We start from the raw sequence: 17599 nt of genomic DNA, 5'->3' as shown, positions 1-17599 counted from the left end.
TAACACAGACGCGGGCGTTTATACATATTCTATATTAACTAGAAAATTGAGGAGGAGCGTTGTGAATGGAAGTCACCGTTCGCCCAAATGATTCCTTTTGGTATTACAGTAACTTATTTGATGTTCCACTGGTTCTGATTGAACAATCAAACCCGCAATTAGACGTTAACCAACTAAGCATCGGCCAGACAGTAAAAATACCTGGATATATGGTACATCAGCATCAAATAACTGCAGATGAAACATTGTGGCGTATTGCAATAGAGCGAAATATTCCAGTCGATATGCTGCAGGCGACCAACCCCTCGATTGACCCACAAAGCCTGCAAGTCGGTTGGCAACTAGCCATCCCGGAACGTGTTGATAATTTAATAGTAACGGATTTGAATCACTACACATTTGATAAAATGGTTCGCGATATTGACCAGCTGACTGCTCTCTATCCATTTATCTTTCAGCAGGCGGTCGGCAGCTCAGTCATGGGAAAAGATATGATTGAATTACAGATAGGTACTGGAAATAAACAAGTCCATTTGGATGGATCGTTTCATGCCAATGAATGGATAACAACTTCTGTCATTATGCGCTTTATCAATGAATACGCACGCTCGTTGACAAACAAAATGCCAATACGCGGGCTGAATTTACTTCCTTACTTCTTTGAGACAAACTTATCAATCGTTCCAATGGTCAATCCGGACGGGGTGAATCTGGTGCTTGAAGGCGCATCTGCGGCTGCTGCTTACCAGAATAACGTATTGACGCTCAATAACCAGGACACGGATTTTTCCAACTGGAAAGCAAATATTGCTGGAGTGGATCTGAATAATCAGTATCCCGCACTTTGGGAAGTTGAAGCTGCACGGAAACCCAATTCACCGCAGCCAAGGGACTATCCCGGGTCCTGCCCGTTATCAGAACCTGAGGTTGTTGCCATGGCAGCGTTGGCCGAAGAACGAGACTTTGTACGTATGAACGCTTTCCATACACAAGGAGAAGTGATTTACTGGAGTCTTGAAGGATTGGAACCCCCCGTATCGGAATCAATCGTTCATGAGTACGCCCGAGTGAGCGGCTATCAGCCAGTACGTTATGTAGACAGCTATGCCGGTTATAAAGACTGGTTTATCCAGGAATTCAGACGTCCCGGTTATACGGTTGAATTGGGCACTGGTGTCAATCCATTGCCGTTTGGTCAATTCGAGGAAATTTATCAGGAAACACTTGGGATAATGTTAGCAAATTTATATTTGTAGATCATTGGGAGAATGTAGAAGAAGTAGAAAAATAACAGGCTGGGCGGCCTGTTATTCCACTTCTTTAAAATAGTTTTTATAAAACCCGCCAACCCGATTACTGTTATCAATAATAAAGTAAAATTCATCCGTTTCATTTTTGACGTCATATTGCTTACCAGGTGTTAATTTATTGTGAATAATAAATTTTTCTGCATTGGCATGAACGCATTCGATCGTTTTAATTGTTTCATTGTTTTCCCAGTTTAAGTGAATCACGGTTAGCCTCCCTCGATTTAGTTTACATAACTATATTATTGTCAACTTAACTAAAAAGATATAAATAGTTTTCGTACCCTTTTTCTTTCATTTCCTCTTTTGGTATAAATTTCATGGCTGCCGAATTCATACAGTAACGAAGTCCGCCTCTATCCTGTGGCCCGTCTTCAAAGACATGGCCCAAGTGAGAATCGGCATTTTTACTCCTGACCTCGGTTCGAACCATACCATGACTTGTATCGGTGTTTTCTTCAACCTTATATGGGTCTACCGGTTTAGTAAAGCTTGGCCAGCCGCAGTTCGAATTAAATTTATCATGTGACGAAAATAGAACATCTCCAGAAATAAGATCCACGTAGATTCCTTCATCCTCGTTATCCCAATATTCATTGGTAAAAGGTCTTTCGGTTCCGTTTTCCTGTGTGACGCTGTACTGAATCGGTGTAAGTTTTGCCTTTAAGTCGGATAAGTCGGATTGATCGGCTCCCTTTTTCCAATTTTCTTTTATAAAGTCCTCTCTTCCAGATCCTTTTTTGTAGAGCTGGTAATGAAATGATTGCCTCTTATAGTAGTCCTGATGCTCCTCCTCTGCCCTATAAAAGGTTTTAGCAGGGAGAATGGGTGTAACGATTGGTTTTGCAAACTTTGCACTTTTATCCAGTTTTTGTTTGGATTGTTCGGCTATTTGTCGCTGTTTTTCATTGTGGTAGAAAATGGCAGTTTGGTAGGACTCCCCGCGATCATTAAATTGCCCCCCGGCGTCAGTTGGATCAATTTGCTGCCAAAATGTATTGACGAGTTCTTCATACGGCATGAGTTCAGGATTGAATGTGATTTGGACTGCTTCCACGTGACCGGTTGTATTTGAGTACACCTGTTCATAAGTTGGGTTTTCAATGTGTCCACCTGTATAACCTGACACAATCTTTTCGATACCGGGGCGCTGATCGAATGGCTCAACCATGCACCAGAAACAACCGCCTGCAAATGTAGCTAATTCGGTCGTCATAGTATACCTCCATTCAGGTTTATCCTACCCTTATTTTTTCGTTTTTAATAAAAAATATCAAATGGTTTGCTTGAATGAATTCGATCTTTGACAAATTAAATAAACAGTTTGGGGGTTGATTCACCAGATTTCATTGTGTCGACAGGGTCGGTATCAATCGGATCCGTTTCTTCTGCATATGAATCCAATGTCTCTGTTTCGTTTATACTATCAGTCTGATCGCCGTCTGCAGCGTCTTCATCAACTTCAGGATCACTTTCATTTAATGCCTTTATCATCTTGAATAAGGCTGGCAGGTTTTTTACCATTGGTCCATACTGCTGTACAATTGGAGCGGTGGATTGAACGACCTTAAGGACTTGTTGCACATTACCCAGTTTTTGTGAGAAGCCATTTATTTTTTCCGGTGATAACAAATTTTGGGCAGTTTGAGATGATAACAATTTTTGTATGCCGCCCACTGGAGGCTGCTGGGGCGGCCCACCCGGAAAAAAGCTTTGGCGTGGCAGCATATTGTTCGTTGGCTGCTGTTGAATCGGCCATACCATTATCGCTCTCCTCCTTAAATAAAGTAAAACTTCATCCAGTGGTGGTTTTTCCACTGAATGAGGGGAACAAAGGCTAAGAACGCCGTGACAATCCCAACGCCTCCGGAGACCTGTATCGTGCAGGCCAGAACCGAATCAGACGTTTACACACAGTTTTCTTCCGTTTTTTCGGGAGAATAGTGTCCGTTACATGCGGGATTAGTCCCTTAGGTTATTGTACGTGATCGATCCATAAAGGTGTAGGCTGTTACGCTAATTCATTGGAAAAATCAGTCGCCGGGTGGGAAGTTATTACCGTTATCAGTTATTTGGATGTTCATGTGAAATAAACAGCCTCTGCTGATGAACAGCAAAGGCCTCATTCGTTAATCACTTGTGACTTCCGCTGCAATTACCAGCCCGATTGATCCTGCAAGAATAACCCCAAACACAATTACTGGAAACATTGTATCCCCTCTTTCATTATGTTTAAATCAAGTATAAATGATGAACGGTTGTTTAAAGCGATTCATTTATGACGAATCCATGAATATCATAATATTTCCCGGGTAACCGCATGAATCTGCATATTGTTACATCTTACTGAAAAATTTTAGCGAAAAACCGGGAAATGACTTCTATTTTGCATCCCGACCACCCTGGTGATAAATGGATTGTTTAAAGGGGCGATTTTCAACTAATTGATCAAACGTTTGTTTAACTTATGCCGGTTTTTGGTTGAATTATTTCCAGAACAAACCCGACTTGATGTAGAATATAAGTTCGTATATACTAGTTATGAGGTGATGTCGATGCCGAACGATCGTGGGAGCATTAAGTGGACGTCATTAATGATGCCGGAACATATTGAGCTGCTGAAAGAAATGTGGGTGGAAGACGACAAAAATTCAAAACCCGTTCTTGATGAACAGCAGGTTGAATTTTTGAATGTCCAGCTTCAGGAGGCATTTGAAGACCAGGACACTGTCTGTCTGCGTATTTATGAAAATGACGCAATGATTGAGTTGACAGGAGTGGTCGCTAAGCTGGACAACCAAACAAGCAGTGTCCTATTAAACAGGTTTAATAGGCCGGATAAACGAATCGCTTTTCAGAATATTTTACAGCTTGTATTTTAAGAGGTTGTGGAATTAGTCCATATGATTCAGCTTATATGCATCCCATAGCTGATCAAACACGGCCAAAGCATTTGTAAACGGACTATTCCATTCCAGATAATTGCTGATTTCATGATAATCTGCAGACTGCTTCGGAAAATCGTGATCATAAAACATCCAGTCAGCCAGACGACTTTTATCATCTGGCTGTTTTCCCCCTCTGTATGTTAATGCATAATGATAAAAGGAACGCATATTTCAGAACACCCCATTATTCAGCACTGTCATTCTCCAAAAATTCCCGATGCTTTTTCAGCTTCTTGCGGTAAACAATTCCGGAAAGATAAATACTGATTTCATACAAAATAATTAATGGAACGATGGCGACAAGCTGCAACATAAAATCCGGCGGTGTGATGAACGCACCAATAATGACAAGGATCAAATACGCATACTTTCGTGTCCGCCGCATGAAATCCGGGGTCATAATTCCCAGACGGGTAAGAAACATCACAATAATTGGTATTTCAAAAAACAAAGCAAACGGGATAACAATCCGGAATAACAGTTTAAAATACCGGTCGTATGTAAAGATTTCATTGAACATCCCATCATTCAATGAAAGCAAAAACGGTATGATCAGTTCCACAAAAATAAGATACCCGAAGAGGATTCCGGCGATAAATAAAAGAAAGCTCACCGGCACATACATCAAGGTCGCATTCCGTTCGGGTTTGGTCAAACCAGGCCTGATAAACAGCCAGACCTGCAGACACAATATCGGCAACGTACCAATCATAGCTACTACGCCTGCCAGCGTTAAATAAACGGATATTAAATCAGTCAGACCGGTGACACTCAGTTTAAACGGCAAATCGTCTTCAATAAAACCATAAATGATGTCAACATACATAAAACCAATCACAAAAAGTATTATGAAAAAAACAGCTGTGACGATAAGCCGGTTTCTGAGTTCAGATAAGTGCCCTACGACATTCATCTCTTTTTCATAATCAAACTGCTGTTCTTCAGACATTGTTCTGTTCACGCTCCCAATCCAAGCACAAAAGAAGATGTAAGGTTACCACCCTACACCTTCGTTAACCAGCTCATTTCTTCGATGATTGATCATTTTTACCGGAATCATTTGTCCCGATATCTTTCGCCGCATTTTTGAATTCTTTCAATGAACCGCCAACAGCTTTACCGATTTCGGGTAATTTCGAGGGTCCGAAAACAATTAAGGCAATGATCAGAATTAAAATTAGACCAGGTATACCGATACTGCCTAATCCCATGAATTATCACTCCGCATGACTATTTATTTTGATCATCTTTCACAATTTCTTTTGTTTCTTTAACTTCATCAGACACATCACTCGTTAAATCCTGTGCTGACTTTTTAAATTCTCGCAGCGTATTTCCGGCAGCCTTCCCAATTTCCGGCAGCTTTTTAGGGCCAAAAATAATCAATGCAATTACCAAAATCAGAATAAGTCCAGGGAAACCGATACTGCCCAGTCCCATATATGACACCTTCTTTAAGTATATATTATAGTGCACTCCGGCAGAAAATTTATGTTATTCACGTTCAAAATTCAACTGAATAAAGCTTATAAACTGATAAAAGTGTAACACGACCGATCGCTTTTAGGCAACTTAAAAGCAGGAACTGAATCATCACTTATAACCGTTTGGCCATTTCGTATTGTTCCGGATCATTCATATTAAAAAAATGCTTGTCCAATGTATGCTTTGAGATTCCATTATAACTGGTTACATAATTGACCGTGATATGGTCGAATAATGTTCGTATTTTCCGCTGGTCGCTGTCAAGCAACATCTGGATATACGGCAGCACATTTTTTGTATAAATGCCGGATAACGGATGCACTCTTTCGTCATACATCGGAATAACAGCATCATGATGATTCAATGACTGGATTAAATGCTCATAGATACCATAATGGATAAATGGCATGTCACATGCAGCGAATGCATAAACATCAGCATCCATATGATATATGGCTGTTTCTATACCAGCCAGTGGCCCCTTGTTCCTGTACCTGTCAGGATACAAATCCAATTCAAGAAATTGATAATCTGCCGGCTCGTTCGTGATCACTGCTACACGATCGCTTAAACGCTTTAATTCATCAGCAATATGTGCGATAGCAGGTCTGCCATCAATTTCCAGAAATGATTTAGTCGCCCCCATTCGGGATGATTGACCACCGGAAAGAATCACGCCACAAATACGCATCACTTACGCACCTGCCGATCATATTGCAGGAAAAAATAGTCATAGGGGTTTTCACCATCTTTTTCCCCTTTTTCGCGAGCTGATAATTGCCATTCAATCTCCGAAAAATCAGGAAAGTATGTGTCCCCTTGAAAAGCGTCATCAATCAGCGTAATATACATGCGATCTGCATGCGGTAAGACCTGTTTAAAAATCTCTTCGCCGCCAATGACAAACAATTCTTTTGCGGGTTCTTGGTGATTCCAATCTATAATGGTCCCGATATCGTGTATAACGTCCATCCCATCAGGAAATTCGCTGTCGCTGCGCTGTTTTGAAATGACGACATTCCTGCGGTTAGGCAATGGTTTGCCGATTGACACAAATGTTTTCCGTCCCATAATGATCGTATGTCCGGTTGTTTTCTTTTTAAAGAACTTCAAATCATTCGGCAGGTGCCACGGTAAATCATTCTGGTGCCCTATAACATGGTTTCGGTCCATAGCAACAAGTAATGAGATCATCTATTCACGTCGTCCTTTCTCTCAAACAGCAATTGGTGCTTTTATCGAAGGATGTGGGTTGTAATCGTGTATTTCAAAATCAGACAATTCAAAGTCAAAAACAGACGCTTTTTCCCCATTGATTTTTAGTTTCGGGAATGATCCCGCATGACGCCCCAGCTGGGTTTTAACTTGTTCAAGATGGTTTGTATAGATATGGAGATCTCCTAATGTATGGACAAATTCCCCTGCCTCCAGGCCGCATTCATGTGCGATTAAATACGTCAGCAGTGCATAACTGGCAATATTAAACGGCACGCCTAAAAACATATCGGCACTGCGCTGATATAATTGGCATGACAGTTTTCCTTCTGCCACATAAAACTGGAATAGCGTATGGCAGGGTGGCAATGCCATATTCGGGACATCTTCCGGGTTCCACGCTGAAACGATATGCCGGCGTGAATCAGGGTTATGACGGATTGACTGGATCACATCTTTTAGCTGATCAATGGTTTCATTTTGTGACGTTTTCCAGGCACGCCATTGTTTTCCGTAAACATTCCCCAAATCACCGAATTTCGCGGCAAACGCTTGATCATTTAAGATTTTATCCTTGAAAATGTTCATTTGTTCCTGATAAAGCTGATTAAATTCATGATCCTGCTGGCGACGGTTGCCGAAGTCGGTCATATCTGGCCCATCGTAGTCACTGCTTTCCACCCACCGCTTAAAAGCCCATTCATTCCATATATTATTATTATGCTGCAACAAATATTGGATATTGGTATCGCCTTTTATGAACCAGAGCAACTCACTGGCAACCAGCCGGAATGGTACCTTTTTAGTGGTCAACAGCGGGAACCCCTCACTCAGGTTAAAGCGCATTTGTTGACCGAATACCGAATAGGTGCCGGTATTGGTCCGATCAGTCTTTTTTGTCCCGTGTTTCAGTATGTATTGGCATAAATCCAAGTAGCCTTGTTCACCTGTCAGCATTTTTCTCACCTCTTTTATCAATCATAATACAAATCTCTGTTGTCGTCACGGCCATTTAATTTTTTGTAACACAATCGTAAGCTGTCTGGCACATAATTAGGCTAAATCAGACATAAATCTTTAAAAGCAGTCACACATGAAAGGGGATAGTTGCATGCTGAATGGTACGATCGAACATGTAGTGAAACAATCTGTCTTATTCAGCTACGTGTTAAGTCAGCCGTTTGCAGTCTACGTTGATGCATATCCTGCACTTCAAAATGAGCAATTGCTGGAAGCTGAACAGCTGCAATATGGACAGCATGGAGAAACCGTCAGAATCCTGCAACATAAGTTGAATAATTTATCCTATTTTGATGATAAAATTGACGGCGATTATGGTGTTTTAACGGAACACGCACTAAAGAACTTTCAAAAACAGCAGAATCTGGCAATTACCGGTCAGGCGAACCAAAAAACACTGAACACCGTCGTCGATGAAGAAAAAAAACAACACAAAGAACAGCTGGAAGACATGTCCGGTTCCATTTATCCGGGTATGAAAAAGTCTGATGTTAAAATCGTCCAGCGCGCTCTTGACTATTTTGGTTACTACAAAGGCGAAATAGACGGCCTTTACGGACCACTGACCCAGCAGGCGCTTGAAATAGCTGAAGAGGAACATGACATGGAACTGGTCGATGATGATGCCTTAAAAAGGTTGTACGAACAAAACCAATCGGAACAAAATATACAGAATGAAAAACCGTCAGAAAACCGAAACAATGAACAAACAACAGAAGAGATATCATCACAGGAAGAAGTCAAACAAGTGAGCGTCACAAGTACGAATCATTCACAGGCAATTGAAGCAGCACGTGCGCAAATTGGTACACCGTATGTCTGGGGCGGCGAATCGCCGGGCGGGTTTGATTGCAGCGGATTTATTCAATACATTTTTCAGATGGAAGGCATCTCCCTGCCGCGGACAGTAAGTGAGACGTGGAATTTCACTACACAGGTTGACAGTCCGTCTGTCGGGGATCTTGTCTTTTTTGAGACATATAAACCAGGCCCGTCCCATATGGGGATTTATATTGGAGATGGGCAATTTATTCATGCCGGAGAATCCCGTGGTGTTGAATCCAGCAAATTGAGTAATTCTTATTGGAAAGAACGTTATTTAGGTGCGGGAAGGATTCAGTAAGTGCCTGTACCAGTTTGAATAAGTTCCACCTTTATCGCGAATGCTATCCATATAATAATAATAAAGGTGGGATTGTTTATGGCAGGATTAATCGTAAAATTATTCGTTTGCCCGATTGCATTGTATGTTGCTTCCTGGATTTTTCCGAATGTCGATTTCGGCTATTGGTACCAGCCAATTATTCTTGGAGTTGTATTAGCTTTTGTCGGTTATTATATGGAAAGGGCCATGTTACGAGAAGAGACGAATTGGCTTAGTGTTGGCATGGACTTTATTGTAACGACATTGATTGTCTACTTTGGCGCGTTGCTGTTTGCCGATACAGCTGTCACGTTTTTGGGAGCAATATTGACAGGTGCATTGGTGGCTGTAACGGAAATATTCCAGCATAACTGGCTGCTGGATAATGACCGTGTTGACAAAGAAGAAGTTGCACGTGATTAATCAAATCGGGCAGAAAGTGTCTAACACACACTGCCCGATTTGATTGTTAAGTTATCGCCATTCCATGAAAAACTGCTGTAAATAGCTTTCCATAATTTGATGGCGTTTGGCAGCTACTTGTTTACCGGTTGCCGTGTTCATCGCGTCTTTTAAACGCAGTAATTTATCGTAAAAATGCTGGATCGATGTGTGTTGTCGATTGTTGTCGCTGTCATGCCAGAGTAATTGGCCGTTCACTGCCCCATACGCGAATGTTCGTGCAATGCCCACAGCTCCAATTGCATCAAGTCTATCTGCATCCTGAACAATTTTTCCCTCCAATGTTGTCGGTATGTTCCCCTTGCTGAATGAAATATCCTCTGAAGCTGCCTGTATTTCGCTGATTTCATCAGGCGTACAATGAATCGATTGCAAAAAATGATCCAACGCACTAAGAGCTTGTTCCCTGTCGGAAAATAACTTTCGGTCACCGACATCATGAATCCAGCCGGCCGCTTCACAAACGAATGAATCTGCCTGTTCACGAATGGCGATATCCTTTGCCATAAGGGCAACCCGTTTCATATGGAAGAAATCATGGCCGCTTGCGTCATCATTAAATATTCTATATACATAATGGCTGATGGCTGTTGTCTTTTCAGATATGTTCATTAAAACAGCCCGATTATTTTGCCATCCTGGTCCACATCCATGTTGAGTGCGGCAGGTTTTTCCGGAAGCCCTGGCATGGTCATCATATTACCGGTTAATACAACAATGAATCCCGCCCCAATCGATGGCCGCAATTCCCTGATGGTTACCGTAAAATTTTCCGGTCTTCCCAACAGGGCAGGATCGTCTGACAATGAATATTGCGTCTTCGCCATACAAACCGGTAACCTTCCCCATCCTTGCTGTTCGTAAAATGTGAGTTGTTTTTTGGCTGTAGACGACAGCTCGATATTGTCAGCACCATAAACCATTTGTGCTATCTTCCTGATTTTCACCTCAAGGGAATCGTTCAAGTCGTATACATAATTTAATTTTTGAACAGGCGTATCAGCTTTCTCAACAATTTTTTCGGCCAGTTCCGTTCCACCCGCCCCGCCATTTGCATGAACGTCTGTCAAGGCAACATCAACATTTAGGGATTCACACCATGTTTTGATAAAATCAGTTTCTGCCTTTGTATCAGTTGGAAATTTGTTAATGGCTACGACAAAGGGCAATCCAAATGATTCAATCGTTTCTATATGTTTTTTCAGATTTTCCATGCCTGTTTTCAGCGTGTTCATATCTTCTGTTTTAAGGTCTTCCGGCTTGGCACCGCCATGCATCTTTAATGCGCGTACTGTGGCAACAATGACAACTGCATCTGTATCAAACTTTCCTGCACGGGATTTAATATCCAAAAACTTCTCGGCACCGAGATCAGCTCCAAATCCTGCTTCTGTTACGACATAATCACTCAGTTTGGCGGCTGTTTTAGTTGCCATAATGCTGTTGCATCCGTGAGCAATATTGGCAAATGGGCCACCATGAATGATCGCAGGTGTGTTTTCGGTTGTTTGAACCAGATTCGGTTTGATGGCATCCTTTAACAGTAGTGTAAGCGCTCCTTCCACTTGCAAATCTTTAACCGTTACAGGTTCTTCATCATATGTATAGGCAACCACAATTTCGGCGATCCGTGCTTTTAAATCCTCTAAGCTTGTTGCCAGACATAAAATGGCCATGATTTCCGAAGCAACGGTTATATTAAAGCCCTCTTCCCTTGGGACACCGCGTAACGGCCCGCCCAGACCGACAACGATCTCTCTTAAAGCGCGATCATTCATATCCATAACCCGTTTCCATTCGATACGGCGGGGGTCAATATTTAATGTATTCCCCCTGTGGATATGGTTATCCATCATGGCAGACAATGCGTTGTTGGCGCTTGTAATTGCGTGCAGATCACCCGTGAAATGAAGGTTTATATCTTCCATTGGCAGTACTTGTGAATATCCGCCGCCTGCAGCACCACCCTTCATCCCCATAACAGGGCCTAATGATGGTTCACGTAAAGCAATCACCGCTTCCTTCCCGATTTTACGCAGTGCCTGACCCAACCCGACTGTTACAGTAGATTTACCTTCTCCTGCAGGTGTAGGGTTGATGGAGGTTACTAAAATAACTTTACCGTCTGGCTTATCATGCAGTTTGGTCAGTAATGTATCAGAGAGTTTTGCTTTTGTGTGTCCGTACGGTTCCCAGTCTTCCCTTGCTAGATCAAGCCCGGATGCAATCTCTTCAATTGGCTTTAAATCAGCGTCCTGCGCAATTTCGATGTCTGTTTTCATCTAAAATGCTCCTCTCCGTATCAATATAATTCCAGTGTAACTTATCTGGTGCACTTTTAACATACTTTTCAGTACTATATAAAGCGACTTCATGGTTTGTCCGTCATTTGTCGACATATTTATAAAAAAACGAAATAAATAAAGGCATATTCTTGACTGAGGGCTTAATATAAGCTATATTAGACACAAGCAAAGAAGATGTATGGAATCATTAATGACAAGCGGCTTCTATGGAAGTGGATGCAATAGTGATCCAGCACTTCTGCAGGGAGTCGTTTTTTAAATTCTGTTTGTCTGCTTTGTATTAACACGTTTTACGTGAAAGTTTTTAGGAGGATTAATCACAATGGAAAACGGCGTAGTAAAATGGTTTAATGCGGAAAAAGGCTATGGCTTTATTCAAGTGGAAGAAGGAAATGATGTCTTTGTACATTATTCTGCAATCCAGGAAGAAGGATTCAAAACACTTGAAGAAGGTCAAGATGTTTCCTTTGATATTGTAGAAGGTGACCGTGGCCCGCAGGCTGCAAACGTAGTTAAAAAATAAACTTTTGAACCATATACAAAACGGCGGTAATCGAATCACGATTGCCGCTGCTTTTTTATATTTTGATTTAATCAGGATGCCTGGTAATACAATGGTTCCGTCCACATTACATAAAGAGGGCGGGACAAAAGAAAAATTCAGCACAAGAACCGGACAATTAATTGATTTAGCGAAGTATATTTCCGTAGTGGGTTATCACAGTTGTGTTGTTCGGATTTTTGCTTGGTACAAACACTTGGTGTCCCGCCCTCTTTGTCTGCTGCGATACTTACTGTTTTTTTCCAAAATACTGATAGTAATTGGTTTGGATATACCCGTTGAAAAGTTTTCGCTTTTTGGTGGCCTTTTCACCATATTTTTGCTCGAATCTTTCAAATGCTGATAAAATATAGACGCTCCAGGAGGGATGATCTTTCATAACCTTTCCCAGCTCCTGATAGAGCTTCGATGCGTCTTCCTGATCACCTATACGCTGTCCATATGGCGGATTGCCGACTAGATAACCACTTGGTTTTCGGATGGACAAGTCACGTACCTGCATTTGTTTCCAGGAAATCAGATCACCAAGTCCAGCTTCCATTGCATTCTCTTTGGCAATATTAATCATTCTTTGATCGATATCCGATCCGGTTATATGAAGTTCCTGGTCATAATTTGCATGATCCTCAGCCTCTTCAAAGGCATTTTCCCAGTGACGGCTTTTAACCCAATCCCAGTTTTCTGAAGCAAAATCCCGATTAAAGCCAGGGGCAATATTCTGACCGATTAATGCAGCTTCAATCGGAATTGTTCCAGAACCACAAAAAGGATCCACAAATGGATGGTCAGGTTTCCAGTTGGTCAGTTGAACCAATGCGGCAGCCATTGTTTCTTTTAATGGTGCTTCTCCCTGTCCAAGGCGGTAACCCCGCTTATGTAATCCTGTACCGGATGTATCAATCGTTAACGTGGCATGATCTTTATGTATCGCAATTTCCACTTTATATAAAGCCCCGGTTTCAGGCATTTTTCCTGCAACACCGTATTTTAATTTCAGACGTTCAGCTATTGACTTTTTGACAATCGCCTGGCAGTCCGGAACGCTGTGCAGGGTGGATTTTACAGAATTTCCTGCAACAGGAAACTTTCCCTCTTCTGTGATAAAATGCTCCCACGGCAGGGCTTTTGTAGCTTCGAATAATTCATCAAACGTCACCGCCTTGAATTGTCCAACCAGCAGTTTAACCCGATCAGCGCTTCTGAGCCATAAGTTGCAGCGCGGGATAGCTGATGGAGGTGCATTAAAAATAACTTTCCCATTTTCGACATTCACTTGATAACCAAGTTTCCTTACTTCTGCAGCAACAATTGATTCAAGGCCCATGGCAGCTGTTGCAACTAACGTAACCTCATCAGACATACAGTAATTCCTTTCATTTTCTGAATTAAAATCAGTACCAGTTTACCATAACATGCAAGCAATTAAAAAACCTTTCCGACAAAGTATCAGAAAGGTTTTGTGTTAACAAATTCAGAGACCATGAATACTTGATAAGCCATGTTCTGTTCCGCTGTACTTGGACGGTGGTCAGCCTTGTACATCGGTCGTAATCATCTATCTGCAGGTATTTGCATAAATACCCGTCCCTTTTTCGGTTCACTTCCCTAATCAAGGATGCCCCTACCTATTTTTGGGTTGCTCACTCGTGGGGTTTACCGCGTTCCATTCGAATCGTTTCCAACCCGACTGCGTCACTGTGGCACTTTCAAGTGTACTGACCCATATCTTTCGAATTAGGACGTTCCACTGCCGTTAACGTTAACCGTTACCTTGACTTATGATTTCGTCAAGCACGAACACTACAGGCCTCGCAGCCTGTGTGAGCATGGACTTTCCTCTGTATATATGGTATATACAGCGATTACGCAAGCATTCAACTTTTATTTTCTAATAGCATTATAGCACATTTAAGAAACATATTCACTAGTAATTTCTAACATTACTCGGAATCAGCATATTTTTTGCCGAAAACAGCTTTTTCAAGGTTGGATACACGTTTTAAAATATCGTAATTTACCTGATGATTTGGCGCCGATTGCCTGCTTCTTGTCTGATCCGATTGTTTCCTGAGCCGTTCATTTTCCTGACTAAGTTTGTCGATTTCCTGTTGGAGGGCTTCATAATCCTGGATAATGGTATCAAGGTACTCATCGACCTCTTCCTGATTATATCCCCGCATACCCGTTTTGAATTCTTTCTCCAGTATGTCCTTTCCTGTAAGTTGAATCCGATTTGTACTCATCTACAGTCACCTCAAATTAATCTTTTCTTAATCATTTCAAAAAGAAGAAAAAAGCATGTCCGTTTATATGTGTATTTAGACTCCTATTGATATATGCACCATTTTCTCTTGTTGATAGTATAACATGATTCCAAATAGTTGTCTTATGAATACAAAGCTTCGGACATCATTATTGTCGGATTTCAACTCCGGACGTCCGCTCTCCTGCAGGCGCCCCGGGCTTCCACTCCTACTATTAAGAATTTCCGTAATACCATTTAACAGACTTAAAAAAAGAAGCTGCGTTTATCAGCTTCAATCACCCATATCATCCGCCTGGAAAGAGAATGGTAATAATTCTTCCATCGTTACGGTTTTGGTGTCATTATGCAGATTGCTTAAATGGATTTTCATACTGCTGTCAAAAAACTCACTCATCACTTGACGGCAGGAGCCACACGGCGGAACAGGCCGTTCAGTATCAGCCACAACTGCCATCTCAGAAAAATCATGTACACCATCGGCAATCGCTTTAAAAATGGCAACCCGTTCGGCACAACAGCTGACCGGGTAGGCGGCATTTTCGATATTGCATCCCGTATAAATTTTTCCTGAAGATGTTAAAATTGCTGCACCGACAGAGAATTTAGAATATGGAACATACGCCTTCTTCTTAATATCTTTTGCTTCCTTAAGTAATTCGGAATTACTCATCGTATCCCCCTCACATAAGTTGAACAGAATCGGACATTTACGGACAGTTATCTCCCGTTTTATGGGAGGTTATGGTCCATTATAAGCGGGAGACTATTATAATCGAAAGGAGCATGATTTGTAAAGCGCTTTACAAATCAGATAACAGCTGATTAAAAATAAAATGTATCGAATGATTTAACTCCATATACCGCTTCCGCTTGACATCAACATAATAGCTGTTCAGCAAAAGAAGTTCCATATTTTCCCGTGTTGACGTAACTTGCTGCGGATGGAGGTTTACTTTTCGTTCTTTGACAGTCTGAAGTGCATTTTCCTCCCATTCGGCCAGCAGTTCATAAACAGGTTTTGTACGTTCCTTTACCATTTGAAAAAACTGCTTATCCTTTTTACTTTCGGGAGGATTATTCGCTTCATATGTGTCCTTTAAATGTTCGAGATGCTCCTTAAGCTGTTCGGTTTGTTGCATTAAATTCATAAAATATCCTGACCTTTGCAATAATTTAACTGTAAGGCTTATTTTATCATTTGGTTCACCAAAAAGCATCCATTATGACAGTCTTTTATCCGCTTGGTCAGGGATAAAACGATTGTGAACAAGTTCTTTTCGTTTTAATTGCGGGTTTTGCTGCAGTTTGTTTAACGTGTATATGGAGTGATATAGTTCCTGCTGGTGACTCTGGAATTCCTGCTCTATACTGTTATCAGCAGCCACGGTAATTTTTTGATCCATTAACCGTAATTGGTCGGCCATATCTGATAATGCATTTTTAAAGTCCCGCTTCCGGATATTTTCCGCTTTTGAGTTGGCTGTTATGAACTTTACCATTATAACTCATCCTCCCATTATTATTTGTTAATCACTAGTTCGTGATAAAAACAGTACTCCCCTCCCCCATCGACAAAACTAGAAGTATAACGGCAAAACAAGTGTATATTCGCTTTAATTTAGACAAACTAAGGTTAAAAGGAGGTAGGTACAATGGCTGAAAAACCATCACAGCAAAAGACTGAAAAACATCATCGTAAAAGGGAAAATAAGAGCCGCAACAAGAAAATAGACGGGCCTAACCGTCCATCAACGTAAATAATGATAAACAAGTATTTAAAAAGGATTTGTTCTTAAGCAAATCCTTTTTAAAAAGATAGGAAAGTATAGATTTTTCGGCTATATGAAGCTTTTTGTCAGCAATAGCCATGTCCAGTTCCAGGGCCTAACCCCTCGAGGTCTGAAGTAAAAATTTACGTGGTAAAACCCGCCACTACAAATTTTTGCTTAAGCTTTTCGGGGGTGAACAAGGTGCCCTCAGCTTTTCTTAATTGGACTGGAATGCCACAAACCATTTTTACTTCTTTATTTCATTATCCCCCCTTTATCTACCAGTCGTTCCGAATAGTTATCCTGATAACCGTTTTATTTTGAAAAAAACGATCAAAAGTTTTGGCAAGCTTTTGTCAGGGAAAAGTCATTAAAATTGTGCGCTTTCCTGTCAAATATAATATAATGAATGCAGGCGTGTTTTCCCCGCGCGACAACCCTATATAACCTTAATTTCACTGGTTAGATAGTCAATTCCTGCATTATTTGGTATGATACTGTAATAAACTAGGGGGAGAATCAATGCGTTACCCAAATGGTCAAAAAAACAAAAGTATGGCGTCCAAAAAAACCCGTTCGATGGGATTCAGCAACCGCGGAATGACGCTGGAAGAGGATATCAATGCTACGAATGTCTTTTATCGGAGTGCAGATAAGGCAGTTATCCATAAGAAACCAACACCGGTACAAGTTGTTAATGTACATTATCCCAAAAGAAGTGCTGCTGTCATAACAGAGGGTTATTTTAAACAGCCCTCTACGACTGATTATAATGGCATATACCGTGACAGACATGTGGATTTTGAGGCAAAGGAGACGAAAAACAAAACACGTTTTCCGTTGGCTAACATACATGAACATCAGATTAAACATATGCAATCTATTGCAAACCACGGAGGTATTTGTTTTTTAATTATACGATTTTCCGTCTATAATGAAACATACTATATGCCTGCTGAAACATTTTTCCCCTATTGGGAAGCACAATTTAACGGTGGAAAAAAATCAATTCCGTATGAAACCATTCAAAATACGGGATACAGAATTCCATTTCATTATCAGGCAAGAGTTCATTATCTGGCCATTATTGACCAGCTTTATTTTTAGATTGGAGG

The 17599-nt window shown here is 41.2% G+C and carries 23 protein-coding genes and 1 other RNA gene; 6 read left to right on the top strand and 18 right to left on the bottom strand.

The genetic code is table 11. The features are described 5' to 3' along the window. Positions 1 to 65: 65 nt before the first annotated feature. Positions 66 to 1256 (top strand): M14 family metallopeptidase, encoded by a 1191-nt coding sequence (locus tag E4U82_RS05745; protein ID WP_135109115.1) that lies wholly within the window; start codon positions 66 to 68, stop codon positions 1254 to 1256. 51 nt (positions 1257 to 1307) lie between these two features. Here the strand turns inward: E4U82_RS05745 and E4U82_RS05740 are convergent, their stop codons facing one another. From E4U82_RS05740 to vrrA, 3 genes are all read right to left on the bottom strand, one after another. After that, a complete protein-coding gene (locus E4U82_RS05740; protein ID WP_135109114.1) occupies positions 1308 to 1514 on the bottom strand; it encodes a DUF6501 family protein in 207 nt (68 codons plus the stop codon). Positions 1515 to 1560: 46 nt separating this feature from the next. Continuing rightward, entirely contained in the window at positions 1561 to 2523 is a 963-nt protein-coding gene (gene msrB, locus E4U82_RS05735) for a peptide-methionine (R)-S-oxide reductase MsrB (RefSeq protein ID WP_135109113.1), read from the bottom strand. A 95-nt stretch (positions 2524 to 2618) separates the two neighbouring features. Beyond that, entirely contained in the window at positions 2619 to 3071 is a 453-nt protein-coding gene (gene vrrA / locus E4U82_RS05730) for a VrrA/YqfQ family protein (protein WP_135109112.1), read from the bottom strand. 791 nt (positions 3072 to 3862) lie between these two features. Here vrrA and E4U82_RS05725 point away from each other — a divergent pair. Beyond that, on the top strand, positions 3863 to 4189 hold the full coding sequence (locus tag E4U82_RS05725) for a YolD-like family protein (RefSeq protein WP_209300539.1): 327 nt from the start codon (positions 3863 to 3865) through the stop codon (positions 4187 to 4189). A gap of 12 nt (positions 4190 to 4201) precedes the next feature. On the opposite strand, the gene E4U82_RS05720 is transcribed toward E4U82_RS05725, so the two are convergent. From E4U82_RS05720 to E4U82_RS05690, 7 genes are all read right to left on the bottom strand, one after another. After that, positions 4202 to 4423 carry a YozE family protein gene (locus E4U82_RS05720; protein WP_135109111.1) on the bottom strand — a complete coding sequence of 74 codons (222 nt, stop codon included), beginning with the start codon at positions 4421 to 4423 and terminating at the stop codon, positions 4202 to 4204. A gap of 16 nt (positions 4424 to 4439) precedes the next feature. After that, on the bottom strand, positions 4440 to 5204 hold the full coding sequence (gene tatC, locus E4U82_RS05715) for a twin-arginine translocase subunit TatC (RefSeq protein WP_135109137.1): 765 nt from the start codon (positions 5202 to 5204) through the stop codon (positions 4440 to 4442). A 73-nt stretch (positions 5205 to 5277) separates the two neighbouring features. Further along, positions 5278 to 5466 (bottom strand): twin-arginine translocase TatA/TatE family subunit, encoded by a 189-nt coding sequence (gene tatA / locus E4U82_RS05710; RefSeq protein WP_135109110.1) that lies wholly within the window; start codon positions 5464 to 5466, stop codon positions 5278 to 5280. 19 nt (positions 5467 to 5485) lie between these two features. Continuing rightward, the gene (tatA, locus tag E4U82_RS05705; protein ID WP_135109109.1) at positions 5486 to 5695 is read right to left on the bottom strand and encodes a twin-arginine translocase TatA/TatE family subunit; all 210 of its coding nucleotides are present in this window, start codon (positions 5693 to 5695) and stop codon (positions 5486 to 5488) included. A 157-nt stretch (positions 5696 to 5852) separates the two neighbouring features. Next, positions 5853 to 6431 (bottom strand): molybdenum cofactor guanylyltransferase, encoded by a 579-nt coding sequence (mobA, locus tag E4U82_RS05700; RefSeq protein ID WP_135109136.1) that lies wholly within the window; start codon positions 6429 to 6431, stop codon positions 5853 to 5855. Continuing rightward, on the bottom strand, positions 6431 to 6934 hold the full coding sequence (locus E4U82_RS05695) for a dihydrofolate reductase (RefSeq protein WP_135109108.1): 504 nt from the start codon (positions 6932 to 6934) through the stop codon (positions 6431 to 6433). The genes mobA and E4U82_RS05695 overlap by 1 nt, the downstream gene beginning before the upstream one ends. A 21-nt stretch (positions 6935 to 6955) precedes the next feature. Then, positions 6956 to 7912 carry a thymidylate synthase gene (locus tag E4U82_RS05690; protein ID WP_135109107.1) on the bottom strand — a complete coding sequence of 319 codons (957 nt, stop codon included), beginning with the start codon at positions 7910 to 7912 and terminating at the stop codon, positions 6956 to 6958. 154 nt (positions 7913 to 8066) lie between these two features. Between E4U82_RS05690 and E4U82_RS05685 the strand changes: the two genes are divergently transcribed. Then, the gene (locus tag E4U82_RS05685) at positions 8067 to 9098 is read left to right on the top strand and encodes a C40 family peptidase (RefSeq protein ID WP_135109106.1); all 1032 of its coding nucleotides are present in this window, start codon (positions 8067 to 8069) and stop codon (positions 9096 to 9098) included. A 78-nt stretch (positions 9099 to 9176) separates the two neighbouring features. Continuing rightward, on the top strand, positions 9177 to 9542 hold the full coding sequence (locus E4U82_RS05680) for a DUF2512 family protein (protein ID WP_135109105.1): 366 nt from the start codon (positions 9177 to 9179) through the stop codon (positions 9540 to 9542). 51 nt (positions 9543 to 9593) lie between these two features. Here the strand turns inward: E4U82_RS05680 and E4U82_RS05675 are convergent, their stop codons facing one another. Beyond that, a complete protein-coding gene (locus tag E4U82_RS05675) occupies positions 9594 to 10193 on the bottom strand; it encodes an HD domain-containing protein (RefSeq protein WP_135109104.1) in 600 nt (199 codons plus the stop codon). After that, positions 10193 to 11863, bottom strand: a complete 1671-nt coding sequence (locus E4U82_RS05670) for a formate--tetrahydrofolate ligase (RefSeq protein WP_135109103.1) — start codon at positions 11861 to 11863, stop codon at positions 10193 to 10195. The genes E4U82_RS05675 and E4U82_RS05670 overlap by 1 nt, the downstream gene beginning before the upstream one ends. Before the next feature lie 346 nt (positions 11864 to 12209). Between E4U82_RS05670 and E4U82_RS05665 the strand changes: the two genes are divergently transcribed. Next, a complete protein-coding gene (locus tag E4U82_RS05665; RefSeq protein WP_135109102.1) occupies positions 12210 to 12410 on the top strand; it encodes a cold-shock protein in 201 nt (66 codons plus the stop codon). A gap of 268 nt (positions 12411 to 12678) precedes the next feature. Here E4U82_RS05665 and E4U82_RS05660 read toward each other — a convergent pair whose 3' ends face one another. The 6 genes from E4U82_RS05660 to E4U82_RS05635 all read right to left on the bottom strand — a co-directional run bounded on the left by E4U82_RS05660 (position 12679) and on the right by E4U82_RS05635 (position 16214). Continuing rightward, the gene (locus tag E4U82_RS05660) at positions 12679 to 13809 is read right to left on the bottom strand and encodes a THUMP domain-containing class I SAM-dependent RNA methyltransferase (RefSeq protein ID WP_135109101.1); all 1131 of its coding nucleotides are present in this window, start codon (positions 13807 to 13809) and stop codon (positions 12679 to 12681) included. Positions 13810 to 13936: 127 nt separating this feature from the next. Next, positions 13937 to 14323, bottom strand: an RNA gene (gene rnpB, locus E4U82_RS05655) — RNase P RNA component class B. Between the two features lie 66 nt (positions 14324 to 14389). Continuing rightward, positions 14390 to 14692 (bottom strand): cell division regulator GpsB, encoded by a 303-nt coding sequence (gene gpsB, locus E4U82_RS05650; protein ID WP_135109100.1) that lies wholly within the window; start codon positions 14690 to 14692, stop codon positions 14390 to 14392. A 294-nt stretch (positions 14693 to 14986) separates the two neighbouring features. Beyond that, positions 14987 to 15385, bottom strand: coding sequence for a cytidine deaminase (locus tag E4U82_RS05645; protein WP_135109099.1), 399 nt, complete (start codon positions 15383 to 15385; stop codon positions 14987 to 14989). A 130-nt stretch (positions 15386 to 15515) separates the two neighbouring features. After that, positions 15516 to 15863, bottom strand: a complete 348-nt coding sequence (locus E4U82_RS05640) for a DUF1798 family protein (RefSeq protein WP_135109098.1) — start codon at positions 15861 to 15863, stop codon at positions 15516 to 15518. A gap of 72 nt (positions 15864 to 15935) precedes the next feature. After that, complete coding sequence (locus E4U82_RS05635; RefSeq protein WP_135109097.1) at positions 15936 to 16214, bottom strand: hypothetical protein; 279 nt, start codon at positions 16212 to 16214, stop codon at positions 15936 to 15938. A 792-nt stretch (positions 16215 to 17006) separates the two neighbouring features. Here E4U82_RS05635 and recU point away from each other — a divergent pair. Beyond that, entirely contained in the window at positions 17007 to 17591 is a 585-nt protein-coding gene (gene recU / locus E4U82_RS05630) for a Holliday junction resolvase RecU (RefSeq protein ID WP_135109096.1), read from the top strand. The last annotated feature ends 8 nt before the right edge of the window (positions 17592 to 17599 follow it).

The organism is Lentibacillus salicampi (assembly GCF_004565465.1).
In the GTDB taxonomy this organism is placed as follows: domain Bacteria; phylum Bacillota; class Bacilli; order Bacillales; family Amphibacillaceae; genus Lentibacillus; species Lentibacillus salicampi.
Note: the sequence above shows the minus strand (reverse complement) of the source record. Positions and strands in the feature narration are given on the sequence as shown.